General features: G+C 70.4%; 19 protein-coding genes. 14 read left to right on the top strand and 5 right to left on the bottom strand.

What is annotated here, in order from left to right:
* Positions 1–8 precede the first annotated feature (8 nt).
* Positions 9–1940 carry a glycoside hydrolase family 127 protein gene (locus tag ABEA10_RS12355; RefSeq protein ID WP_345461944.1) on the bottom strand — a complete coding sequence of 644 codons (1932 nt, stop codon included), beginning with the start codon at positions 1938–1940 and terminating at the stop codon, positions 9–11.
* A gap of 254 nt (positions 1941–2194) precedes the next feature.
* Here ABEA10_RS12355 and ABEA10_RS12350 point away from each other — a divergent pair, with 254 nt between their 5' ends.
* The gene (locus ABEA10_RS12350; protein ID WP_345461941.1) at positions 2195–3166 is read left to right on the top strand and encodes a LacI family DNA-binding transcriptional regulator; all 972 of its coding nucleotides are present in this window, start codon (positions 2195–2197) and stop codon (positions 3164–3166) included.
* Positions 3167–3267: 101 nt separating this feature from the next.
* Here the strand turns inward: ABEA10_RS12350 and ABEA10_RS12345 are convergent, their stop codons facing one another.
* On the bottom strand, positions 3268–3810 hold the full coding sequence (locus ABEA10_RS12345; RefSeq protein WP_345461938.1) for a helix-turn-helix domain-containing protein: 543 nt from the start codon (positions 3808–3810) through the stop codon (positions 3268–3270).
* 62 nt (positions 3811–3872) lie between these two features.
* Here ABEA10_RS12345 and ABEA10_RS12340 point away from each other — a divergent pair, with 62 nt between their 5' ends.
* The 3 genes from ABEA10_RS12340 to ABEA10_RS12330 all read left to right on the top strand — a co-directional run bounded on the left by ABEA10_RS12340 (position 3873) and on the right by ABEA10_RS12330 (position 8182).
* Complete coding sequence (locus ABEA10_RS12340) at positions 3873–5201, top strand: erythromycin esterase family protein (protein ID WP_345461935.1); 1329 nt, start codon at positions 3873–3875, stop codon at positions 5199–5201.
* Between the two features lie 101 nt (positions 5202–5302).
* The gene (locus tag ABEA10_RS12335) at positions 5303–6739 is read left to right on the top strand and encodes a phytoene desaturase family protein (protein ID WP_345461932.1); all 1437 of its coding nucleotides are present in this window, start codon (positions 5303–5305) and stop codon (positions 6737–6739) included.
* Positions 6740–6751: 12 nt separating this feature from the next.
* Positions 6752–8182, top strand: a complete 1431-nt coding sequence (locus ABEA10_RS12330; protein ID WP_345461929.1) for a lipase maturation factor family protein — start codon at positions 6752–6754, stop codon at positions 8180–8182.
* Positions 8183–8254: 72 nt separating this feature from the next.
* On the opposite strand, the gene ABEA10_RS12325 is transcribed toward ABEA10_RS12330, so the two are convergent.
* The 3 genes from ABEA10_RS12325 to ABEA10_RS12315 are packed head-to-tail and all read right to left on the bottom strand — an operon-like array spanning position 8255 to position 10326.
* Positions 8255–8665 carry a VOC family protein gene (locus ABEA10_RS12325; RefSeq protein ID WP_345461926.1) on the bottom strand — a complete coding sequence of 137 codons (411 nt, stop codon included), beginning with the start codon at positions 8663–8665 and terminating at the stop codon, positions 8255–8257.
* Positions 8666–8708: 43 nt separating this feature from the next.
* Positions 8709–9632: a LysR family transcriptional regulator gene (locus ABEA10_RS12320; protein ID WP_345461923.1), complete on the bottom strand. Its 924-nt coding sequence runs from the start codon at positions 9630–9632 to the stop codon at positions 8709–8711.
* A 7-nt stretch (positions 9633–9639) separates the two neighbouring features.
* Positions 9640–10326, bottom strand: coding sequence for a helix-turn-helix domain-containing protein (locus ABEA10_RS12315; RefSeq protein ID WP_345461920.1), 687 nt, complete (start codon positions 10324–10326; stop codon positions 9640–9642).
* Between the two features lie 305 nt (positions 10327–10631).
* Between ABEA10_RS12315 and ABEA10_RS12310 the strand changes: the two genes are divergently transcribed.
* The 10 genes from ABEA10_RS12310 (at position 10632) to ABEA10_RS12265 (ending at position 24847) form a co-directional block, all read left to right on the top strand.
* Positions 10632–11933, top strand: coding sequence for a S8 family serine peptidase (locus ABEA10_RS12310; protein WP_345461917.1), 1302 nt, complete (start codon positions 10632–10634; stop codon positions 11931–11933).
* On the top strand, positions 11930–15895 hold the full coding sequence (gene eccCa, locus ABEA10_RS12305) for a type VII secretion protein EccCa (RefSeq protein WP_345461914.1): 3966 nt from the start codon (positions 11930–11932) through the stop codon (positions 15893–15895). The genes ABEA10_RS12310 and eccCa overlap by 4 nt, the downstream gene beginning before the upstream one ends.
* A gap of 1 nt (position 15896) precedes the next feature.
* Entirely contained in the window at positions 15897–17288 is a 1392-nt protein-coding gene (gene eccD / locus ABEA10_RS12300; protein WP_345461911.1) for a type VII secretion integral membrane protein EccD, read from the top strand.
* Positions 17288–18721, top strand: a complete 1434-nt coding sequence (gene eccB, locus ABEA10_RS12295) for a type VII secretion protein EccB (protein ID WP_345461908.1) — start codon at positions 17288–17290, stop codon at positions 18719–18721. Before eccD ends, eccB begins: the two co-directional genes overlap by 1 nt.
* A gap of 99 nt (positions 18722–18820) precedes the next feature.
* Positions 18821–19192, top strand: coding sequence for a WXG100 family type VII secretion target (locus tag ABEA10_RS12290; RefSeq protein ID WP_329260168.1), 372 nt, complete (start codon positions 18821–18823; stop codon positions 19190–19192).
* 27 nt (positions 19193–19219) lie between these two features.
* Entirely contained in the window at positions 19220–19531 is a 312-nt protein-coding gene (locus tag ABEA10_RS12285) for a WXG100 family type VII secretion target (RefSeq protein ID WP_345461903.1), read from the top strand.
* A gap of 44 nt (positions 19532–19575) precedes the next feature.
* Positions 19576–21354, top strand: a complete 1779-nt coding sequence (locus ABEA10_RS12280) for an ICP22 family protein (protein ID WP_345461900.1) — start codon at positions 19576–19578, stop codon at positions 21352–21354.
* A 30-nt stretch (positions 21355–21384) separates the two neighbouring features.
* Positions 21385–24186: a hypothetical protein gene (locus tag ABEA10_RS12275; protein WP_345461893.1), complete on the top strand. Its 2802-nt coding sequence runs from the start codon at positions 21385–21387 to the stop codon at positions 24184–24186.
* The gene (locus ABEA10_RS12270; protein WP_329260178.1) at positions 24131–24475 is read left to right on the top strand and encodes a YbaB/EbfC family nucleoid-associated protein; all 345 of its coding nucleotides are present in this window, start codon (positions 24131–24133) and stop codon (positions 24473–24475) included. Before ABEA10_RS12275 ends, ABEA10_RS12270 begins: the two co-directional genes overlap by 56 nt.
* Positions 24476–24484: 9 nt before the next feature.
* Complete coding sequence (locus ABEA10_RS12265) at positions 24485–24847, top strand: hypothetical protein (protein ID WP_345461889.1); 363 nt, start codon at positions 24485–24487, stop codon at positions 24845–24847.
* Positions 24848–24854 lie beyond the last annotated feature (7 nt).

Raw genomic sequence — 24854 nt, 5'->3', positions numbered from 1 at the left:
AAGGCCGGTCAGGAGGTCGGCAGCCAGACGCGCATGCTGCCGACGGCGCGGTTGGCCCATGCGTGGTACGGCACGGCGACCAGCTCCAGAGGGGTGCCCGGAGCCTGGGACGAACCGGCGGGGACGTACGGCCACCAGCCCGGCTCGGGGAGAGACCGCCGGTACCCGGTGCCGCCGATGGTGACGACCCCGCCGAGCAGGTCGGGGCGTTCCTTGACGGTGAGCGGGCCGGCGGCGTCGATCACGACGTCGTCGAGGCCCCCGCCGGGGTGGTCCGCCTGTTCGAGGCAGTAGACGAGCGGGCCGCGCTCGATCGCGACACAGCCCCGTACCGCGTCCACTCGTGAGTCGGCGGACACCAGGCGCGGAGCGAGGTCGAGGTCCAGAACGACCTCGTCACCGGTGGTCCAGGATCGGTGGATCCGCAGCCATCCGTCCTGGACCTCGGCGTCGGTGGCGACACCACCGAGGGCGTACTCGGTACACCACTGCGGGATTCGCAACGAGAGCGTCCAGGGTGTGCCGGGAGTCCGCTCGACGGTGACAGCGGTACGACCTCGCCACGGATAGTCGGTGTTAACGCTCACATTCAACGGCGCCCCATCGGCTTCGCCGTGGAAGACGCCGGAGGCGTACTGGTGGATCTGCAGTCCCCGGCCGTCGGTGGAGGCGAAGTAGTGCTCCAGGCCGGCGAGCAGGCGCATGACGTTCGGCGGGCAGCACGCGCAGCGGAACCAGCGAGTCCGGCGGGAGGACTTGTCGCCGCCCTCGTCGACGTGACCGTCGCGCACCTGGAGCGGGTTGACGTAGAGCCAGCTCTCGCCGTCCAGCGACATCCCGGCGAGGAAGCCGTTGAACAGGGTGCGCTCGATCAGGTCGCTGTAGCGGGCCTGCCCGGTCAGCAGGGCCATCCGCCAGCCGAACTGGATGGAGGCGACGGCGGCGCAGGTCTCGCAGTACGCCCGCTCGGTCGGCAGCTCGTACGGGTCGCCGAAGTCCTCCTCCTCGTGATGCGCGCCGACACCGCCGGTCAGGTGGGTCTTGGTGGCGGCCATGGCGTGCCACAGCCGGACGCCCGCCGCGGCGAGAGACTCGTCGCCGGTCTCGATCGCCAGGTCGGCGGCGGCGGCGAGCAGGTACAACTGGCGTACGGCGTGGCCCTCGACCGTCTCGGCCTCGCGCAGCGGCACCCTGTCCTGGCAGTACGCCTCGTGACCGTGCAGGCCGTGGCCGTGCCGGTCGACGAAGTAGCGGGCCAGGTCGAGGTAGTGCCGGTCGCCGGTCTCCCGGTACAGCTCGGCGAGCGCGGTCTCGACCTCGGGGTGGGCGTCGAACCCGTCGATCGGCCGGCCGCTGCCGGCGGGCCCGAAGACGGTGCCGATGTGGTCGGCGAACCTGCGGGCCACGTCGAGGAGTTCGGTACGCCCGGTGGCGCGGTGGTGGGCGATCGCGGCCTGGATGAGGTGGCCGGCGTTGTACAGCTCATGACCCCACCGCAGGTCGCTGTACCGGCCGTCGCCCCGGCCGGATTGGCACCAGGTGTTGAGGTAGCCGTCTTCCTGCTGTGCCGCGGCGACCAGCGCCGTGATGCGGTCGACCTCGGCGTTCAGCGCGCCGGTGTCCCGGCCGGCCACGGCGTCCTGGGCGAGCTGCCAGGACGCGGCCTCCAGCCACTTGTAGACGTCGGTGTCCTGGAAGGGGTAGTCGCCGCGGAAGGCGCCCTCGGTCTCACCCGCGACGAGGCGCAGGTTGTGCAGGTTGCCCGCGGACTCCAGCAACCGGGGACCCTGGGGGATGCAGACCTGGGCGTTGATCACGCGTCGGTCGTACCAGAAGCCGCCGGTCACCGCCGGTGCCTCGGTCGGGCGCAGCGCCGCTCGCGCCTGCGGTCCGAGCCGGACCGGGCCTACTCCGGCGGTGGACGAGGACATACGGGACATGGATCTCCTCGGTGCTGGCCTTCCGGCCACGGCATGCGCGGATGCGCAAATGCGCAAACGTTTTCCATGCCGGAACGTATGGTTAACATGCCAAGGCGTCAAGGGTGTTATCCCAGGTTTCACGCTCTTATCGAGGATTGGCCAAGCGTGCACCGTCGATGGCATCATGAAGTCGGCAGCGATCAGTGAGCAAAGGACTGCGCGTGTCGGGACGAAGTCGCAACACCACCCGGGCGAGAGTCACCCTGAGTGACGTGGCCGAACTCGCAGGGGTGAGCGTCGGCACGGCCTCCCGCGCCCTCAGCGGCAATGGGCGCATGCGCCCCGAGACCCGCCGGCGGGTCAAGGACGCCGCCCAGTCGCTCGACTTCCGCCCCAACCAGCAGGCGCAGAGCCTGCACACCGGCCGGAGCTGGACCGTGGGCCTGATCACCACGGACGGCATCGGCCGCTTCAGCATCCCGGTGCTCCTCGGCGCCGAGGACGCCCTGGGCGCGGGCAGGATCTCGGTCCTGCTCTGCGACACGCGCGGCGATCTCATCCGCGAACGCCACCACCTGCAGAACCTCATGGACCGGCGGGTTGACGGCATCATCGTCACCGGCCGCCGCACCGACCCGCGCCCGCCTTTGCCCGGCGTCCACGACGGCGTCCCCGTCGTCTACGCCCTGTCTCCCTCCACCGACCCCCTGGACATCTCGATCGTCTCTGACGATGAGCAGGGCTGCGGACTGGCCGTCGAGCACCTCCTGAGCAGCGGCCGTGCCAGGATCGCCCACGTCACCGGTCCGGCCCACCACGCGGCGGCCGCCGACCGCGCCCGCTTCACCGAACGCCTGCTGAACGACGCCTCGCTGGGATTCGCCACCGGCCGCGCCCACTTCGGCGACTGGAGCGAAGCATGGGGCCGGCGCGCGGCGGAGACGGTGCTGCGAGCGGCACCCGACACCGACGCGTTCTTCTGCGGCAACGACCAGATCGCCCGTGGAGTGACGGACACCCTGCGTGAGCGAGGCGTACGCGTGCCCGACCAGGTCGCCGTCGTCGGTTACGACAACTGGGACGCGATGACTCTCGCGTCCCGGCCGCCGCTGACCACCGTCGACGTGGACCTCACCGAGATCGGACGCATCGCCGCCCTGCGTCTCCTTGAAGCGATCGATGAAAAGTCGTCACCGGGCCTGCACCGGGTCCCGTGCCGGCTGATCGTCCGCGACTCCGCCTGACCGGCGCGCCGCCCAAGGACGTCGAGTCGTTGGTGCTGCGTCACGAGAACGCCGTGCCGCGTCGTCAGGTGAAACGGGTGCGGCACGAGCCTGCGGACCGGTTATGGGGAATTCCCGGACTCGTCGATCGGAAATTGGATCAGGCTCATCAGGCGGGGGCCGCGGCCGGGGGCCGGCTGGTTTCCGGCGCGGGCCGCGAGGACGGCCCGCACCTCGCCGAGCATCTCGATCAGTTCGTCGCGGCTGAGCCACACGACGCCCTGCCGGTAGCCCACCAGGTCGGCGTACGGGTCGGCGCCGGGCCGGTTGAGGTAGGCGTCGAACTCCGCGTGGAGGACGGCCATGGCCGCGGTGAACCCCTGGCGGTGGTCGTCCGGTGACATCGACGCGCCCGCCTCCGCCTCGATCCTCGGCCGGTCCAGGCGCAGCCGGTAGTGGCGCTCCACCGCGCCGCGGACCCGCTGCTCGTCGGCGACCTCCAGCACTCCACCGTCGGCGAGCAGGCCGACATGGCGGTACACGGTGGTCTTCGGGACCTCGGGCAGGCTCGCGCACAGATCGGCGGTGGAGCGCACCCGCCCGCCGGACAGGGCGTAGACGATGCGCATCCGTACCGGATGCAGCAGCAGATCCAGGGCGTCCACTCCTCGAGTATCCCCATATTCGGTACCATTCCCAAAATTGGGAACGGTGGAAGGGGTACCGAGTGACCGACAGCACCTCGACGGCGGCCGGCCGGCTGAGCGCCTCGGCGGTGATGCCGCTGCACACGCTGGACCCGGATGCGCCACTGGATGACCTGGAGTGGCTGGACGAGGCGATCGGCGCCGCGCGGGTGGTGGCGATCGGCGAGAGCGCGCACTACAACGCCGAGACCTACCGGCTCCGCCACCGCCTCCTGCGCCATCTGGTCGAGCGGCACGGGTTCGGCGCGTACGCGATGGAGTCGGGATTCGCCGAAGGGTGGCGGACCGACGACTGGGTCCGGGGCGGTGAGGGCGATCTCGGCCAGGTCCTGGCGAACGGCATGACGTCACTGATGGGACTGTGGACCCAGATGCGCGCCCACCTGGAGTGGATGCGGCACCACAACCGGACCGCCGCACGGCCGGTCGGCTTCTACGGTGCCGACCTGTCCGGCTCCAACGCGTCCCTGCTGCCGAGCCTGGACGCCGTCATCGCCTACCTGGCGCAGGCCGATCCCGGGTACCAGGTGGATCCGGGCATCCGGGAGACGGCCGCCGTCTTCGCCGCGTCATCGGCGTTCTCCATCCCCACGGCCATCGGCGCCTACGCGCGGCTCGAGCCCGCGGCCAAGGACGCACTGACCGCGGGCCTGGCCGAGCTGACCGTGCGCATGACCGGACGCCGCCTCGAGTACACCCGGCGGACCACGGCCGGCGCGTACGAGCGCGCGCTGCGCTCGCTGCACCTCACGATCATCCTGGACGCGCTCGCCCGCGCGATGGCCCGCGGCGACCGGCCGACGGTGATGTTCGACCGCGACGCCGCGATCGCGGACAACGTCGAGTGGATCCTGCGCCGCGAGGACCGGATCGTCCTGGCCGCCCACAACGGTCACATCCAGCGCCTGCCGGGCATCCTGCCCGGCATGCCGGAGACGGCGACACCCGCGGGCATGCACCTGGCCGACCGGCTCGGCGAGGACTACCTCGTCATCGGCACGACCACGGGAGCCGGCCAGGCCCTCAACGCCGATGCCGACTTCTACACCGGCACGCTCTTCACCCCGATGGGGCCGCCGGAGCCCGGCACCCTCGACGCGCTCATGGCCGCCAGCCACGACGGACCCTTCGCGACCGACCTGCGGAGGCTGTCACCGGCCGACGCCGACGCCGTCCGCGCCGCAGCCCGGCAACGCTTCGGCACCTTCCACGTCGACCTGAACCCACTCGACGCCTACGACCTCATCGTCCACCTCCCCGACGTCACGGCGGCCGAGCCCGACCCGGCCGCCCTCGCCTGCTCCCCGCACGACGTACAGGAGGCGTTCTCGCACTGGAACCCGCGGTGACCCCGGCGGTTCGGCCCCCGCACGGCTCCGTGTGACGGTGGGAGTCCGCAGCGGTCGTGGTCGGCGGTGTAATTCCGGGGCGCCGGGGCAGGGCCCGGACCATGGCCGATGTCGACGCGGTGGTGGTCGGGGCCGGGCCGAACGGGCTGACCGCGGCGGTGACGCTCGCCCGGGCCGGGCTGGCCGTGCACGTCTACGAGGCGGAGGCGACCGCGGGCGGCGGCGCGCGGACGGCGGAGCTGACGCTGCCGGGCTTCCGGCACGACGTCTGCTCGGCGGTGCATCCCCTCGGCGCCGGCTCCCCGGCGCTTCGTGCGCTGCCACTCGAAGCGTACGGCCTGCGCTGGGTGCACCCGGACCTCCCGCTCGCCCACCCGTTCGACGACGGGTCGGCCGCGACGCTCGCGCGGTCGGTCGAGGAGACGGCCGCGTCGCTCGGCGCCGACGCGGCCGTCTACCGGCGGCTCGTGGCGCCCTTCCTCGGGCGGTGGGACGCGCTCGCCGGCGACGTGCTGCGGGCCCCGCTCGCCTCGTGGCCGGCTCACCCCTTGCTGCTGGTGAAGTTCGGCGTACGGGCGGGGGCCCCGGCCGCGCTGCTGGCGCGCCTGTTCCGGGGCCGGCACGCCCGTGGCCTGTTCGCCGGCCTGGCCGCCCACGCGATCGCGCCGCTGCGCACGCCGGCGACGGGCGGCGTCGCGCTGCTGTTCGCGCTGGCCGCCCACGAGGTCGGCTGGCCGTTCCCGCAGGGCGGTTCGCAGGCGCTGTCCGATGCTCTGGTGGCGTACCTGAACTCTCTCGGAGGGCGGGTCGTCACCGGGCGGCGCGTCCGGAGCCTGGAAGAGCTGCCCGCCGCCCGCGCGTACGTGCTCGACGTCATGCCCGAGCGGCTCGCGGCGATGGCCGGTGACCGGCTGCCGCGCCGGTACGCCGAACGGCTCCGGCGGTACCGGCACGGGCCCGCCGTCTTCAAGGTCGACTACGCGCTGTCCGGACCGGTGCCGTGGACCTCCGACGCCTGCCGCAGGGCCGGCACCGTGCATCTCGGCCCGTCGATGGAGGAGATCGGCGGCGCGCTCCGGTCGGCGTACGGAGGCGGCGTCCCCGGCGTGCCGTTCCTCATCACCGCCCAGCCGACCCTGTTCGACCCCTCGCGTGCGCCGGACGGCCGGCACGTACTGTGGGCGTACGGGCACGTGCCGAACGGGTGGACGGGCGACCTGACCGCGGCGATCGAGCGGCAGATCGAACGCTTCGCGCCCGGGTTCGGACGCCTCGTCCTCGCCCGCGGCACCGCCGGTCCCGAGCGGATCGCCGAGCACGACGCCAACAACGTCGGGGGCGACATCGCGGGCGGCGCGTGCGACCGGCTGCGGCTGCTGTTCCGCCCCACGGTCGCCCGTGTCCCGTACGCGACGCCGAACCCGGCGATCTACCTGTGTTCGTCGGCGACGCCGCCCGGACCCGGCGTGCACGGCATGGGCGGTTACCACGCGGCGCGGGCCGCGTTGAGACGTGTCTTCGGCACCGGAGCGGGGTGAGGGGAACACGCCATGCACTGGCTCACCGACCCCGGGCACGGGCCCGGCCGGCTGGTCTTCCAGCGCGGGCTGGCCCTGACGTACCTGGTCGGGTTCGTCGTCGCGGCGAACCAGTTCCGCGCGCTGCTCGGGAGCGGGGGCCTGACGCCGATCCCCGCGTACGTGCGCCGGGTGCCGTTCCGCCTCGCGCCGAGCCTCTTCCACCTTCACTACTCGGACCGGTGCTTCGCGACGGTCGCCTGGGCGGGAGCGGCGGTGGCCGCCGCGGTCGCCGGCGGGGCGGCCGACGCGGTGCCGCTGTGGGCCTCGATGGTGCTGTGGGCCGTGCTGTGGCTCCTGTACCTGTCGATCGTCAACGTGGGCCAGGTCTGGTACGGCTTCGGCTGGGAGTCGCTGCTGCTGGAGGCGGGTCTCCTCGCCGCCTTCCTCGGCAACGCGCGGACGGCGCCGCCGACGCTGGTGCTGTGGCTGCTGCGCTGGCTGCTGTTCCGCCTGGAGTTCGGCGCGGGCCTGATCAAGATCCGCGGTGATCGCTGCTGGCGGGACCTGACGTGCCTGTACTACCACCACGAGACACAGCCGATGCCGAACCCGCTCAGCCGGTACTTCCACCACCTGCCCCGGCCGCTCCACCGCGTCGAGGTCCTGGCGAACCACGTCACGCAGCTCGTCGTCCCCTTCGGCCTGTTCACACCGCAGCCGTACGCCACGGTCGCCGCGGCGATCGTCATCGTCACCCAGCTCTGGCTGATCGTGTCGGGGAACTTCGCGTGGCTGAACTGGATCACCGTGCTCCTGGCGGCCTCCGTCGTCGACTGGCGGGCGGTCGCACACCTCGTACACCTGTCGATCGGCCCGAGTCCGGCCGCCGAGCCGCGGTGGCACCAGGTCCTGGCCGTGGCGGTGACGCTCCTGGTCGTCTCGCTCAGCTACTGGCCGGTGCGGAACCTGGTCTCGCGGCGGCCGCGGATGAACGCCAGCTTCAACGCCTTCCACCTGGTCAACACCTACGGCGCGTTCGGCTCCGTCAGCAAGAGACGGTACGAGGTGATCGTCGAGGGCACGGACGACGCGGAGCCCGGACCGCGGACCGTGTGGAGGGAGTACGAGTTCAAGGGCAAGCCCGGCGACGTCCACCGGCGTCCACCTCAGGTGGCGCCGTACCATCTGCGACTCGACTGGATGATGTGGTTCGCCGCCCTCTCCGTCGGTTACGCGGAGCCGTGGTTCGTCCGGTTCGTCGCGAAGCTGCTGGAGAACGACCGGGCGACACTGCGGCTGCTGCGCCGCAACCCGTTCCCCGGCGCGCCGCCCGCCTTCGTACGCGCCCGCCTGTTCCTCTACCGCTTCACGACCCGCGAGGAACGCCGCCGGACCGGCGCCTGGTGGCACCGGGAACCGATCGTGGAGTACTGCCCGCCGATCCGGCGGGACGCCCGGTGAGAATGCCCGGTGACCGGTGGCGCCACCGGTGAACCGGGGGTCCCGCGCGGCGAGAACGCGCGCGGCCTGACGTCAGGACACGCAGATGCAGAATTCGTTGCCCTCCGGGTCTCGCCAGACCTGCCAGAGGTCCTCGTGCATCTCCCCGGCCGGAGTGGCGCCGAGTTCGGCGGCCCGTACGACCGCTCGGGCGAAGTCGTCGGCGACCAGATCCAGGTGGACGCGGTTCTTGGAGATCTTGGGCTCCGGTACCCGCTGAAGCGCGAGACCGGGACCGAGGCTGACCCAGTCCTCCTCCCGGCGGGTGACCCGCAGATCGAGCAACGCGCTCCAGAACCGGGCGAGCCGGTCCAGGTCGACGGCGTCGATGACGATGCCGCCCAGGCGGAGACCCGGCGAGCCCTCCCGCCCCTTGTCCACTCTCCGCCCCGCCGACGCCGCCGCGTCCGGCGACTCGCGATCGAACCGGCTCTCACCCCGCACACCCGAATACTCCCAGCCGACCGGCCGGGACGTCAGCGGACTCCTAGGCTCGGGAAGCGGAAGGCTGGTTCGCCCGGTGGCGGGACAGGCGGCCCGCGGCGGTGCGCAGCGCGGCGATGACGGCGTCGATCGTGTCGGCTCGGGCCGAGTTCGACCAGCTCAGCGCGTACACCTGGTGGCGTGGCCAGTCCCGCAGCCATCGGGTCACGAGCGTCGGCCCGCAGGTGTATCCGAGGCTGTCGACCAAGGCGATCCCGATCTCCCCGGCGACCAGGCTCCGCACGTCCAGCTGGTCCTCGACGATCGCCCCGATCCGGGGGGTGAACCCGACCCGCGCGCAGGCGTCGAGGAGATACCGGTGGTCGCCGTCCACCACCCACGACTGCTCGGTGAGGTCGGTGAGGGTGAGCGAGTCGGCGGCGGCCAGCGGGTGCTCCGCCGGGAGCAGGATGTGCACCTCGTCGGTCAGCAGCCGGATCGCCTGTATCCCGGCGTCGTCCGGTGCCGGCTCGTTCTCCGGGAAGCTCACCACGGCGATGTCGACCTCTCCCCGGCGCAGCATGTTCCCGGCGGCGTTCCCGTCGGCCCGGCGCAGCGCCACCTCCAGGTCCGGAACGGTACGGCGCGCGCTCGCCACCGCCTGCGGGATCAGCCGCGCGTGGCCGCCGTGCCCCACGGCCAGCCGCACCTGCCGCACGTCCTCGCCGGCCAGGGCGGACAGCTCGGCCTCGGCGTCCTTCAGCGCGGCCAGCACGACGTGCGCGTGCGAGGCGAGGACCGCTCCGGCCCGGGTGAGCCGCACGCCGCGGCCGGCCCGGGCGACGAGCGCCGTCCCGGCGGCCCGCTCCAGCATGCGCATCTGGTAGCTGATCGCGGGCTGGGTATAGCTGAGCGCCTCGGCGGCCGCGGTGTACGAACCGGTGTGCGCGACCGCCGCGAGGACGCGGAGCTGCCGTGGATCGAACACCGTTACGTCACCCCGTGAGCGTGCGGTCGAGACCCCGGTTCGCCGCCCGCGTGACGTTGTGCAGCGCGTGCAGCACACCGTCGCGACGGTAGGACGGCGGGAACATGACCGAGAGGGCGGCGACGATCCGGCCGTCGCTCACCACGGGGGCCGCCGCGCATTCCGGGCCGAGCACCAGGGGGCCGAAGACGGACGGGACGGTTCCCGGGGTGGGCCGGGGCGGCAGTAACAGGCGGGCGACGGTGGTACGCCGCGCCGTCTCGGTGCTGTCCGGAGCTCCGTCGCCGTCGGCCCTGGCCGGGTTGTTGCCGGCGATGTGCTCGAGGCACAGCAGCTCGCCGTGGAACGGCGCGTCGAGGAACACCGGGCAGCCGGTGGCTCGCGCGAGCCGCCGCAGGTGGGGCAGCAGATGGTCGCGGAGCACCGCCAGCCGGCGGTCGAAACGCGGCGGCATCAGGGTGAGGATCGGTTCTCCGAGCCGGTAGCTCGTGCCGGAGCGTTCGACGACGCCCCGGCGGACCAGCGCGGTGAGGATGCGGTGCACCGTTGACTTGGACAGGCCCGCACGGCGGGACAGGTCGCTGAGCCCGATCTCGGCGCCACCGGGCGGCATGGCGAACACCACGTCGAACGCCTTGCCGAGCGGACCGCCTGCCGAGCCCGCGCCGCTCTGCCGCGACGGGCGGGTCTCCACCGGCGCGTTCCCTCGCGGGTCAGATGCCTCCGGAGGTGGGGTTGCCGTATGAGGACGCACCCTTCGTCTCCTCGCTGCGTGGGAGGGATAAATAGCGAAAGCCGCTTCCGTATGCAACCCTCTCCGCCGGGTCCGCACCATGCAGAATCTTGTCGGAAATACGCACCGCTACTTCTGCCGGGTGGCGTTCCGGACCAGGTCGGACGCGTGTGACGGCTCGATGAGCGGGCCGGGCGAATAGGGGACGTATAAGAGACGCTTATCGATGTTCCTGCGGGCTCGACCGCGTCTGCGATATTTCACTGGTGCGTGCTGCGAGCCGATCGTCGTGGGGGCGGCGGCACCCGTCCACCCCCCTGACCCTGACACTGGCGACGGCCGTGTTCCTCGGCGAGGCCGCCGGGCCGGCCGGCGCCGCGCCGACCCCGGCACCGCGGCCGTCGGCCACCGCCTCGAGCCCCGGTGCGACCGATCTGCCGCTGATGCCGGCGCAACTCGGATTCGATGCCCCGTGCACCGGCCCCTCCCACGCCACGGTCACCCGCGTGCCGTGGCCGCAGGTGTACCTCGGCCTGGATCGGGCGTGGACGCTCAGCACCGGACGTGACGTCACCATCGGCGTCGTCGGCACCGGCGTCGACGACGCCGGAGCGCTGTCGGGGCGGGTGCGGTCCCTCACCCCGGTGGCGGGAGGCGAGACCGAGCCCGCCGACTGTGTGGGGCACGGCACGTTCGTCGCCGCGCTGGCCGCCGCGTCCCGCCGTCCCGGCGTCGGCTTCGCCGGTGCGGCGCCCGACGCCACGCTCCTCGCGGTGCGCGCGACCGAGCCCGACGGGACGACGACCGGGAAGGAACTCGCCCGCGGACTGCGGGCGGCGGTGGGCGGCGGCGCCCGGGTCGTCGTGGTCGCGTCGTCGGTCACCGCCGACGACCGCGACCTGGCGGCCGCGGTGACCGATGCCGCCCGGCACGACGTCGTGGTCGTGGCCCCGGCGTCCGTGCAGGCGAGCACGGCATCGTCGGTACGCGCGTGGCCCGCCGCGTACCCGGCCGCGGTGTCGGTGGCCGGAATCGCTCCCGGCGGCGCGCTCGGCGCACCACCCGCGGACGGGGCGCGCACCGACCTGCTCGCCCCCGGCTACCAGGTCATGAGCGTCGGGCCGGGCGGCGCGGGGAACTTCGCCGGTTCCGATGACGCGTTCGCCGCCGCCTACGTCGCCGGGACGGCGGCCCTCGTCCGCTCCTACCGGCCGGGGCTGTCCGCGGTGGAGGTGGTGCGCCGGCTCGAGGAGACGGCCGCCCATCCGGGGGGAGTCCTGCCCCACCCGTCCGCCGGGTACGGCGCGGTCGACCCCTACGCGGCCGTCGCCGATGTCGTCGCCGAGCCGTACCGTCCCGGCCTGGCCGCGCCGCTGCGTTTACGGCACACGAACGCGGCCGGCTCGCCCGGACGCACCGCGCTCTGGCTCACCGCGGTGCTGCTCGCGGCCGTCGCGGCGCTCGGCGCGGTGGCGGTGGCGGTACCGCGTGGGCGGGCCCGGCGGTGGCGGCCGGACGGTGTGCCCGCCGTGCGTACCGCGTCCACTCTCGAAAAGAGTGAGGAATGAGCCGGATCCTTTTTCGCCGACCGCCTCGACGGCCCGGTCCGGAGATGCCGAACGGCGAGCTGACACTGCAGGAACCCCCGACCCTGCCGGAGAAGCAGGCCACTACGTCGACGGTGTTCACGTACCTGCCGATGGCGCTGGCCTCCACCGCGACGATCCTCATCTTCGTCCGCCCGAACGCCGGAACCGCCACCGGCGGCTCGTCGATCCCGGGCACGTACCTCGCGGCCGGGCTGATGATGGTGTCGTCGATGGCGATGCTGGTCGGCCAGCTCGTCCGCGCCTCCGGCGACCGCAAGCGGCGGGTCCACGGCGCCCGGCGCGACTACCTGCGATACCTGTCGCAGACGCGGCGGCGGATCCGCGAGGTGGTCGTCGACCAGCGCGACGCGCAGTCGTGGCGGAACCCCGGCCCCGACGTGCTGTGGTCCCTGGCCGGCACGTCCCGGCTGTGGGAGCGCAAGACCACCCACGACGATTTCGGCGAGGTGCGCATCGGGGTCGGCGAGCAGCGGCTCGGGCTGCGGCTCGCCCCGCTGCAGACCAAACCGGTGGAGGACCTGGAGCCGCTGTGTTCGCACGCGCTGCGCCGCTTCATCCGCGCGTACGGCACGGTCGCCGATCAGCCCGTCGCGGTCTACCTGAAGGGATACTCGCTGGTCGGGCTGCGCGGCGACGTCGAGGCGGCCCGCGCGATGGTACGGGCGATCCTCGGCCAGCTCGCGGTCTTCCACTCTCCGGAGGAGCTGCGCATCGGGCTGTGCGTCTCGGATGAGAACCGCGCGAAGTGGGAGTGGCTCAAGTGGCTGCCGCACGCGCTGCACCGCACCGAGCAGGACGGCGCCGGGCAGGTGCGGTTGATCGCCCGTGGCACCGTCGAACTGGAGGAACTGCTCGGCGAGGAGTTCGGGCAGCGACCGCGGTTCGACCCGCAGGCCGAGCCCACCCACGAGGAGCCGTACACGGTCATCGTGCTGGACGGCGGTGACGTGCCGCCCGGGGCCCGCGCGGCAGGCGGGGGACACCGCAACGCCGTCGTGATCGACATCGAGGGCACCTCCGGCTGGGAGCTCGCCCCGTACGTGCTCGGCCTCGACGTCGCCCCGCGGACCCTGGAGATGATCGGCGAGGACCGCAACGGCCGCGAGACCACCAGGCCCCTGGGCCGTCCGGACCGGCTCAGCCTGGTGCGTGCGAGCGCACTGGCCCGGCTGCTCGCCCCGTACCGGATGAGCATGATCGCCGAGGTCACCGAGCCGCTCAACGCCGACTTCGAGCTGACGACGCTGCTGTCCATCGACGACATGCGCGAGCACGACGTGCGGGCGCTGTGGCGGCGCCGCGACCCCGGGGCGGCCCTGCGCGTGCCGATCGGGATGAGCGCGGACGGCTCGCCGGTCGAGCTGGACATCAAGGAGTCGGCGCTCGGCGGGATGGGCCCGCACGGGATGTTGATCGGCGCCACCGGGTCGGGCAAGTCCGAGCTGCTGCGCACGCTGGTGCTGGCACTCGCCCTCACCCACTCCTCCGAGGTGCTCAACTTCGTGCTCGTCGACTTCAAGGGCGGCGCGACGTTCCTGGGCCTGGACGAGCTGCCGCACACGTCCGCGGTCATCACGAACCTCGCCGAGGAGGTCGCGCTGGTCGCCCGCATGCAGGACGCCCTGCACGGCGAGCTGATCCGCCGCCAGGAGCTGCTGCGCGCCGCCGGGAACTTCTCCTCGATCCATGAGTACGAGAACGCCCGCGCCAAGGGGACGCCGCTGGCCCCGCTGCCCGCGCTGTTCGTGGTGGTCGACGAGTTCAGCGAGCTGCTCGCCGCGCACCGGGAGTTCATGGACCTGTTCGTGATGATCGGGCGGCTCGGCCGGTCGCTGGGCGTACACCTCCTGCTGGCGAGCCAGCGGCTGGACGAGGGCCGGATCCACCAGCTCGAGTCGCACCTGTCGTACCGGATCGCGCTGCGGACGTTCTCGGCGATGGAGAGCCGCAGCGTGCTCGGCTCGCCGGACGCCTACCAGCTCCCGCCCCAGCCGGGCAGCGGCTTCCTGAAGAACGACATCGACTCCCTGCTGCGGTTCAAGGCCGCCTACGTCTCCGGCCCGTACCGGCCCAAGCGCGGCGCCGCGGTCCGGACCGCGGCGACCAAGCTCGTGCCGTACACCAGCCGGTACGTCGCGCCGCAGCGGCCGGTCGAGCCGGAGCCGCAGCCGGAGGAGACCGAGGAAGAGGCGGACAGCCTGCTGTCGGTGGCGATCGGACGCCTGCGCGGCGTGGGTCCGCCCGCCCACCAGGTGTGGCTGCCGCCGCTCGGCGTGCCGCCGACACTCGACGAACTGCTGGGCCTCGAGGCCGGCATGCCGGTCTTCTGGCGGTGGCCCACGCCGCTGTCGGTGCCCGTCGGCATCGTCGACCGGCCGTTCGACCAGCGCCGCGACCCCCTCATGGCCGACCTGTCGGGCGCCGGCGGGCACGTGGGCATCGCGGGGGGCCCGCAGTCCGGCAAGAGCACACTGCTGCGGACGCTCGTCACCGCGCTGACGGTCACCCACTCACCGCGTGACGTGCAGTTCTACTGCCTCGACTTCGGCGGGGGCACGCTCACCGCGCTCAGCGGGCTGCCGCACGTCGGCGGGGTGACCGGGCGCCTGGACATCGACCGCGTGAACCGTACGGTCGGCGACATCTTCACCCTGCTCGCCCACCGGGAGCGGCTGTTCGCCGAACGCGGCATCGACTCGATGGCGACGTTCCGGCGCATGCTGGCCGCCGGCGGGCTGCCCGGGGAGCAGCACGGCGACGTGTTCCTCGTCGTGGACGGCTGGTCGACGCTGCGTCAGGACTTCATGGATCTCTCTCAGAACGTCGCGCAGCTCGGCGCGCGTGGCCTGAACTACGGCATCCACCTCATGGTCGCGTCGCCGCGCTGGTCGGAGATACAGCCGGCGTTGCGCGACCAGATCGCCACGCGCTTCGAACTCCGCCTCGGCGACGCCGTGGACTCGATGGTGAACATGCGGGTCGCCCAGACCGTCCCGCGCATCCCCGGCCGCGGCCTGCGCGAAGACCGGCTGCACTTCCTCACCGGGCTGCCGCGGGTCGACGGCCGCGGGTCGACCGCCGATCTCTCCGACGGCACCGCCGAGCTGGTCGCCCGGGTCGCCGGGGCATGGGACGGCCCGCGGGCCCCTGCCGTGCGCATGCTGCCGGCGATCCTGCCCGCGGCCGACCTGCCCGAGCCCGACGGCGACCTGCGCGTGCCGTTCGGCATCGAGGAGAACGAGCTCGGACCGGTGCGCCACGACTTCGAGACCACGCCGCACCTGCTGGTCGTCGGGGACACCGAGAGCGGCAAGACGAACCTGCTGCGCCTGTTCACCCAGGCGATCGTCGAGCGCTACACGCCCGACGAGGCCCGGGTCATGCTCATCGACTTCCGCCGCGAGCTCTACCACGCGGTGCCGGCGGAGCAGCAGCTCGGATACGCCGTCTCCATCGACGTGGCGCGGCAGGTGATCGTCGCCGCCGCGCAGTCACTGCGGGCGCGCGTGCCGGGACCCGAGATCACGCCCGACCGGCTGCGCCGCCGCGACTGGTGGGAAGGGCCGAAACTGTTCGTCGTCTGCGACGACTACGACATGCTGAGCGGCGGCGGGAGCGCCGCAGGGGCCTTCGACCCTCTGCTCGAAGTCCTCGCGCAGGGCGCGGAGATCGGTCTGCATCTTCTCATCGCCCGGTCCGCGGGCGGCGTGAGCCGCAGCATGAGCGACCCGCTGATCCGCCGCCTCACCGAGCTGAACACCCCCGCCCTGCTGATGTCGTGCCCGCAGAGCGAAGGCGTGCTGTTCGGGGGTCTCCGGCCGAGGACTCTGCCGCCCGGACGCGCTCAGTGGTTCGTCCGCCGCAGGACCATCCAGGTGCAGACCGGGCTGCTGCCCGCGCCCGACCAGGAAGAGGCATGACGTGTACGAGACCACCACGAGCGACCTGTGCCATCTGCTCATTCGCGGCCCCGAGCGCGGTTTCGAGATCTCGGTCCCGACCGGCGTGCCGCTGATCGAACTGCTGCCCACCCTCATCTCGTACGCGGCGGTCGAGGGGGAGAACCTGGGCGAGGTCGGCGTCGAACACGATGGCTGGGTCCTCCAGCAGCTCGGCTCGGAGCCGCTCGACGAGGAGGGCACGGCCGGCAGCCTCGATCTGCGCGACGGCGAGACGCTCTACCTGCGGCCGCGCCGCGAGCAGCTCCCACCCGTCCACTTCGACGACCTGGTCGACGGGGTGGCCACCGGGATCCGCGAACGCCCCAGCGCCTGGCGGCCGAGCTTCACCCGCCGGATGCTGCTCGGCCTGGCGCTCGGCGCGATCGCCGCCGCCCTGGTCGTACTGACCCGCGAGCACGGCGACCCGCGCATCATCGGAGGCGTCGGCGTCGGACTGCTCATGATGTTCGGCGCGACGGTCGCGTCGCGTGCGATCGGGGACGCCGTCGCGGGCAGCGCGCTCGGCGTCGCGACGGTCCCGTTCTTCGCGTTCGCCGGAGGACTGGCCCCTACCGGAACGGCCGGCCACGCACTGACCGGCGCGCGGCTGCTGGCGGCCGGCGCGTCCGGCGCCGCGGCGGCCGTGTTCGCGCTGGCCGGGGTGGCCGCCGCCGCGCCGGTCTTCCTCGCCGCCGCGGCGGCGGGCCTGATCGTGGCCGTCGGCGGTGCCGTCATGCTCGTCGCCGACGTGCCGCTGACCTCGACGGCGGGCGTGGCCGCGTTCCTCACGGTCGCGGTCGGCGGATTCGTGCCGGTGCTGTCGTTCCGGCTGTCCGGGTTGCGCCTGCCGCCGCTCCCCACCAACGCCGAGCAGCTCCAGGAGGGCATCGACCCGCATCCCAGCCGCGACGTGCTGTCCCGTACGACCATCGCCGACCAGCACATGACCGCCCTGTACGCGATGACCGGCCTGGTCTGCGCAGCGTGCATGACGGTGCTCGCCGGCGGGCACGGCTGGTCCCCTCGCACGTTCGGGCTCGTCCTCGCCGCGCTGCTGTTGTGCCACAGCCGCGGGCTGGCCGGCGCCTGGCAGCGGCTGAGCGTCATGGTGCCCGGGGCGTACGGCGCCGTGGTGATCCCGCTCGCCATGGTCTGGAACGGGGAGCCGCAGACGCGTCAGAGCATGCTCCTGTCGCTCGTCGCGGCGGCGACGGTGTTGCTCATGGCCGGGTGGACGCTCCCGGGCCGTCGGGTCGTCCCGTACTGGGGGCGCATCGCGGACATCGTGCAGTCGGGCCTGGCGATCGCGCTGATCCCGCTGCTCATCGCCGACCTCGGACTGTTCGGCTTCGCACGCGGACTGGGGGGCTGATGCACAACCGCCGTGATGAGGTCCAGGCCCACATGTTCGTGGTGTCGCGGCTGTCGTCGGGCCTGCTGCTCGCCGACCCGGACGCCACCGACCCGCCGATACGCCGGACCACGCGGGGACTCGTCATCGGACTGGTGCTCGGCCTGATCGCCGTGATCGGCGTCGGGATCTACGGGTTCCTCATGCCGGGCGGCGCCAAAAGCTGGCGTACGGAGGGGACGATGGTCACCGAGAAGCAGACCGGCGCGCGTTACCTCTACACCGGTGGCGTGCTGCGCCCGGTGGCGAACTACACCAGCGCGTTGCTCATCATGGGAAGCAGGCTGGGCGTACGGCGTGTGGCGGCCACGTCGCTGTCCGGTACGCCCGTCGGCGCGCCCATCGGGATCGAGGGCGCGCCCGACCGGCCACCGGCCGCGAAGGACCTGCGGAACGACGCGTGGCAGGTCTGCTCGTCCGCCGGGGGAGACGGCACTCCGGTGTCGACCCTGGAGGTCGCGATCCCCACCGTCGCACCGGCGATGGACCGTGGCCTGCTCGTCTCCGCACCGGGGGACGTCGAGTACCTGATCTGGCACGACCGGAGGTTCCGGCTGCCGGACGGGCCGAGGACGGCGGAGCTCCTCGGGTACGCGACGGTCCACCCGTACCCGGTGGGCGCGGCCTTCGTCAACGCGATCCCCGCCGGAGCGGACCTGGCGTTTCCGCGGGTGCCCGGCGCCGGCCGGGCGGGTCCCCGGCTCTCCGGGTCCTCCACCAGGATCGGGCAGGTGTTCGTCGAGCGGCGGCCGGGCTCCGCCGATCAGTACTTCCTGCTGACCCGCGACGGTCTGATGCCGCTCACACCCACCCTCGTGGCGCTCGGAGGAGGAGGCAAGAGCGCCGGTGCCATCGACACCGCCACCGCGTCGCAGCATCTGACCACCGCGCCCGGGAACGATCCGTCGTCGGGCCTGCCGCCCACCCCGCCGGCCGTGACGGACGTACCCGCGGGTGAGCAGCCGTGCGTACGGGTGGACCCGACCACGACCACGGTCGCGTTCACGGCCGATGAGGAGGTCGGCGGCTTCCCGGTGACCGCACGCGCCCAGACCACGCCGCCCTGCTCGGCCATCGACCGGATCGGCGTGCCGCCGGGGCACGGTGTGCTCGCGTACGCGCGATCCGACGGCGGGCATGCCGCCACCGGCGCGACGTTCCTGGTCACGGCGGAACGCGTGAAGTACCCGCTGGACGGCGGGACGGCCCTGAAGAACCTCGGATACGACAAGGCTCAGGCGATGCCCGTGCCGGTGAGCCTGCTCGACCTGCTGCCCACCGGTCCGCGGCTCGACCCGGTCGCCGCGATGAGCGGCACCACCGCGACCACGCCTCCTCCCACGGTCGGCTGCCGGGTGGAGAAGCCCGGCTCGTCTCCCGGGCAGTCCGGCTGACATTCCCGCTCATAAGAAGTTCGATTGCTCCTATAAGACCTTTTTAGATTTCCGCGCTATGTTCATAGGGTCGATTTTTGATGTAATTGTGCTGTCTCGTTGCATCTTCAGGAAGAGCTGATCATGCCCTCGCAGCAGTCCAAAGACGCCGATTCGATGGCCAAGGGCATCGTGTGCCTTGACGAGGCCGCGAACAAGATTCGCAGCATCGGTACGTACGTCCAGAACAATCGTGAAACGTTCGCGTCGCACTGGGTGGGAGGTGCCTCGCAGTCGTTCGACAAGGCTCTCATCATCTGGCTGGAGGACTTCCAGGAGATCCTCAAGAACATCGACAACCTGCGGGAAACACTCGCCGGCGTCGACAAGAACTGGAGCAACACCGAGCAGGACAACTCCAGGAACGCCCTGCAATGGATCAACGGAATCCTCGACGGGACCCCCGGAGTCACCAAGACCGGCGGCAACTGAAATCGGCGAGTAATCGGAGGTAGACCAATGGGAGCCATCTCGGACGGAAGCTTCTTCGTCAACCACGCCGGCTTCAACGAGGCCGCCGACTCCCTCCAGCAGGAGTCGAAGAACATCCAGCAGGTCCTCGACGAACTCACCGCGAACCTCCGGCCGCTGGTCGAAACCTGGGTCGGCGAGGCGAAGGACGCGTACCAGATCGCGCAGACGAACTGGAACAGCGCGGTAACCGACATGGAGGGGACGTTGATACGGGCGTATCACGCCTCCCAGGAGATCCATAACAACTACATCGTCGCGGACCTTCAGGGCAGCTACTCCTTCCAGGGGCTGTCCTGACGAAAAGCGTGCTGAAGCGTTCTACCGAGAGGCGGATGCGGTAAATGGCCGAGCAGGAGAACAGCGATCTGATCGACGAGATCGGAGATGTTCTCGCGGGCATGCACGTGTCGAAGAAGGCGATCAATGCCGTGACGAACGGTCTCGGCAAGAGCGGCACGAACGCAAGGAGGTTGACCGGCGGCGCCGCATCGCCGGGGTACTCCGATGGCCAGATGATGTCCGGCGTGCCCTTGTCGGACATGTCGCCGGGGGACGCCTCGTCCGGGGGCACGCCGGCCGAAGACGCGTCTCTCGCCGAGGGCGGGGCCTTCTCCGATGATGATCGAAGGGCGCTCCACAAGGCTCTGGCGGTGATCGGCGACGACGGCACCTCCTCCTCGCATGGTGGCCGGAAGTCCCACGAGCATCTGTTGGACATCAACGATCACTCGGGGAAGGCGCATGACATCCCGAGTATGACGACGCACGATGACAAGGTCGGCGACATCGATGTCCACACCGCCGGCCTGAAGATCGACTCGGCCGACGTCGAGATCGTCTCGTTGCATCACGGCAAGAGCGAAGTCGAGATAATCGACGTCGACGTGGGCGACAAGCATTTCGAAGTGCTCGATATCAAGGACGGCAAGAAGGAGAAGGTCTTCGTCATCGACTCCGACGATGACGAGGATGACGAGGATGACGAGGATGACGACGGACAGGACGATCAGGGCTCTCCCGACCAGTCCGATGGAGACGGGGGCTACGGCGACCAGGAGAGCGACGCGGAGGAGCCCGGGGACCAGGGGCAGCTGGACGATCTCGGTGGAGGTCACCCGGGGTCGGGCCGGCGTGGGAGCGCCAGCCCTCCGCTCGACTCCGGCCGTGCGACTCAGGCGCCGCTGATCACCCCTGCGAACGGCGCGGTCCAGGGAACGCCTGCGGTTTCGGGTGCACCGGCGGATGAGGCTGGGCAGCCCGGCGACGGCAGCGACGGTCTCTCGCAGAAACCGGTCGAACCCGGCGACAGAGCCGGTGCCGCGGTGGCAGCTCCATCGAGTAGTGGCGGGCAACACGATGACGGGCAGTCCAACGGGGGCGCCGACCACGATGGCGACGGTGCCGACCACGATGGCGATGGCACTGACCATGATGGTGACGGCGATGGGCAGCATGCCGGCGATGGGCAGTCTGGCAGCGGTGGGCAGTCTGGCAGCGGTGGGACCGGGCAGCCCGATGACGGTAAGACCGGCAAAGAGCACGTCGAGACCCCGCAAGAGCGGCAGCGAAATGCCGCCAACCAAGGGAACGACAATCCGGCGAACGGCAAGATCACCAAGATCGACGGCGCTTATCTGAATCTCATCCAGACGAAGCAGAAGACTCTGGCCGATACTGTCCACAACAGTACGGCGAGACAGCTCCTGGTCGGATTCGTGGGCAACGGGACTCCATATTCGGAGTCGACGAGGGGGGCGTCCAATTCGCCGTCATCGAGCCAGGCCGGTGAGCCGTCCGCCTCTTCGGGAAATACCGACACGAAGCTTCTGGCCGGTAACACTAAATGGGCTCCGGCTCAGGCGTTCAAGACCGCGTTCGATGCGACGGCGCTCGACGTCGTCAACCAGATGAACTGGTTCTATGGCTTTCTCGAACGAATGTCAGACGACATTAAATGGCAGGCGCAGAACTTCTCCGATGCGGAACAGCATAATGGGATGACGGCGCAGGACCTGGCTGGAATATTCAGCAACATGCCGGAGATCGGGGACTCCTCGATCCCCGGAGCGAGCGATGCGGTAGGCCTGCTTCAAGACATCATCCTGAACGGTCAGACGTAAGGATCAATTCTCCCTGAAGGGAGAGGTCGCGTGGGGGAAAAGAACGAGAAGACCTATGACGCCAAGCCGCCAGAGGTCACTTTTGCCGATCCGCCTACCGCCGCAGGCCAGGATGTGCTGTGGGAGCAGGTGCTCGCGATCCTCTCCGACCCGGGCGACGGTGGTGGAACGATGCCCGCTCCACCGAGTCGGAAGGTGATTCTGCAGGCTCCATGGTTCCAGTATGTCTTTTCCTCCTATTATAAGATTTCGCCGCCCCGAGGTCACCACCACGATCGCAACTACAAGCGGATGATAGCCGCCGGACCGGCGACGACTACGGATGGATTCGGCTTCATAGCCTCCGACTTCATCGACAGCTACAACTTCAACGCCAGAGACGAGAACGGCGTGGCCGCGGTTCCGTCGGACAGCTCGTGGTATCAGTTCCACCACAACTCGCTCCAGATCATCAACGGGCTGTATGCGAACCAGAGCAACAGCTCGGTCAGTCTCGCCTCGCTGACCGACGCTTTCAACGGCCTCTCCGGTTTCACCAATGATCTCGTGACGGACCACGGATATATACCGACGGTCTCCCAGTGGAGAGATGAGATAGCCAAGCCGGATACCGAATGGGACGGGCAGGCCGCCGGAACATACTGGCATATTCTCGATGGTCTCGTGCACTCGCTGATATCGCTTTATAACCAGATGAACAGCGGATCAACGGAAATGTTGAGCGCCGGCAGCGAGAAGACCAACCTGCAGGCCAATGCCGTGGACAAGGTGAAGCGCGGTATCACCGACGCCCTGGCGCAGTTGCGAAGTGGCTATCAGGCGTGGGTGAGCGGAAGATTCTTCTACCCGGACGAGGCTCTCGCTCATGCGATCGACACCGTCACCATTTTGAACGAGCCGGTTGCGCAAAGGCATCATGAGCGCGGCCCGGAGGTGGAGTTCACCTTCCCGGCGACCGCGAGACCGGACGGACCGACGAGCACCTACCGTGGAGACGTCAATCCGGCTGGCTCGTTCTGGACCTATCTCGAGCAGGCGGGAAAGAACATCTGGTCGGCTCACATGTCCCAGACCCTGGACAAGGCGGCGGTGCAGGCCTATCAAACGCTGAAAGACGCCTACACTTCGGCGACGACGACGCTCACCCACATCGTGCGGCCGGACGGGATCGATTGGCAGGGTGCCCACGACCCCAACATGACCACGAACAACAAGCACGCGCAGGACGATGCGAAGAACGGCGACAACGCCGGCGGATCCATCGGAGACCTCAACGGGATCCTGTCCGATTTCGGCAACGATCTCAATAATGGACTCGACAAGTTCGGCCAAGGCCTGGGCGACCTCGGCGATGGCATCAATGATGGCCTGGGCAGGTTCGGGGACGGCGTTGACAACTTCGGGGATGGAATCAACCAGGGTCTGAACAGTTTCGGCAACGACTTCGGCAATTTCGGCAATGTCACACCGCCTGGTGGAGGCCTGGACACCTCCTCCGTAGGAAATATCGGGCCGGGCGCGTACACCCCGACGTTCAGCGGCAATGACACGCCGGCCGGGGGCGGTATCTACGATCAGAACGGGAGTCAGATCCCGGACGCCACGATCGATTCCAACGGCAACGTCCTCACCCCGAACGGCAGTGTCGTACCGCCGATGGCGTACGGAACGAACGGAATGCCCATCGCGGGCGCGCACTACGACAAGAACGGCAACCTCGTCGACGGCACCGGCGAGTCCATCCCGGCGGCCGCCTACAAACAGGACGGCACGCCGATCGCCGGGTCCCACTACGACGACAAGGGCCAGATCGTCGGTCCGGACGGAAAGCCGATTCCGCCGGTCGCCTACGACAAGGACGGCACGCCGATCGCCGGGTCGCACTACGACGCCAACGGTGACCTCGTCGGTGCGGACGGAATGCCGGTCTCCCCGGTCGCGTACGACCAGGACGGCATGCCGATCCAGGGGTCGCACTACGACGCGAACGGTGACCTGGTCGGTCCGGACGGGGAGCCCGTTCCTCCCGTGGCCTACGACTCCCACGGGCAGCCCGTCAGCGGGTCACACTACGGCCCCGGCGGCACGATCGAGGCGCCGCCGGTCTACGACGCGAGCGGCCACGAGATCCCCGGAGCGCACTACGACGCCCATGGTCAGCTCGTCGACGGGAGCGGACAGCCGATCGCCCATCCGTACGACAAGAGCGGGCACGAACTCCCGAACGTCGCCTACGACAAGAACGGCCACCGGCTCACCCAGCCCGGCACGCTTCAGCCGACGCAGTTCACCCCGTCGGACGAGGGCCCCACATCCGCCTTCTTCAACGGGGGCTCCACCGGCACGACGCCGAACGCCGGGGTGCAGGGCGTCTCACCGCAGATGGTCGACGCGGAGGGGAATCCGGTCGGTTCGGAGCTCGGCGGTCCGTACGGCACCGGAGGCGTCAGTCCGCTGGAGAGCGCCGCCGCGGCGTCGAGCGGTCAGCCGGCCGCGTCCGGCATTCCGATGTACCCGCCCGGAATGGGGATGGGCATGGGCATGGGCGGCATGGGAGGCATGGGCGGGGGCCAGAACGGTGAGCGCGAGCGCACCACATGGGTCGCCGAGGACGAGGAGGTATGGGGCACCGAACCGGATCTGGCCCCGGCGGTCCTCGGCCGGCCTGGACGTGATTCCGACAAGAAGGGGGAGGGCCGTGGAATCCCATCTTCAGGAGGAGCTGGACGCCGCATTGGAACGTCTGGCGGAAACAAGAAGCCGAGCGGCCGAGGCGGTGGCAAGCCTCGAACGGCGGAAGGCGACCGCGACGTCCACGGATCACATGGTTAGCGCCACCGTCGACAGCCGCGGGGTACTGGTCGGGCTGAAGTTCAACACGACCAAGTACCGCACCATGGCTCCGGCGCAGCTCGCGGCGGCCATCACCGAGGTGGTGGGGGAGGCCAACGCGGAGATGTCCACGACCGTGGACGAGATCCTGGCGCCGCTGCGGGACATCGGAAACACACGCAGGCACCGGATACCGCTGCCCCCGGACCTGGCCGATCTGTTCGAGCGGATGGGCGTGCGCGTCGGTGGGTTCGCCGGGCGTTCGGATGAGACCGGAAACGAAGAGTAGGAGTTCGTCATGGGTGTGACCGGTGGTGTTCCGAACGAGATCGCCAGGTACTCATACCTGATCACTCGGCCGGCCGACAGGTTGAAGCGTTTGCATGAGACGGTGCTGAGCTCCGTCGAATCGGCCGGTGATTTCTACGGCTCCGGCGATCCCACCGGAAAAGCGTTCATGCTGTCCTTCAAGCCGGCGGTGAGTGGGCTCGGCGTGAGCGTGGATCTGGTGCACAAAGGGATGAAGAACGTCGCCAAGATGACGATCGAGGTCGCACAGCACCTCTATATCGCCGAAGAGAACAGTAAGAACCAGGCTGTTCAGCTGGGTCGTCAGGTTCCTTCCGGAGGGAAGGGGCCCCACGGCGGTGACCGCCATTAGCGTGTGA

This window comes from Actinoallomurus oryzae, assembly GCF_039541955.1.
GTDB lineage: Bacteria > Actinomycetota > Actinomycetes > Streptosporangiales > Streptosporangiaceae > Actinoallomurus > Actinoallomurus oryzae.
The sequence above is the reverse complement of the archived record's forward strand: the minus strand, read 5'-3'. Positions and strand labels throughout refer to the sequence as shown.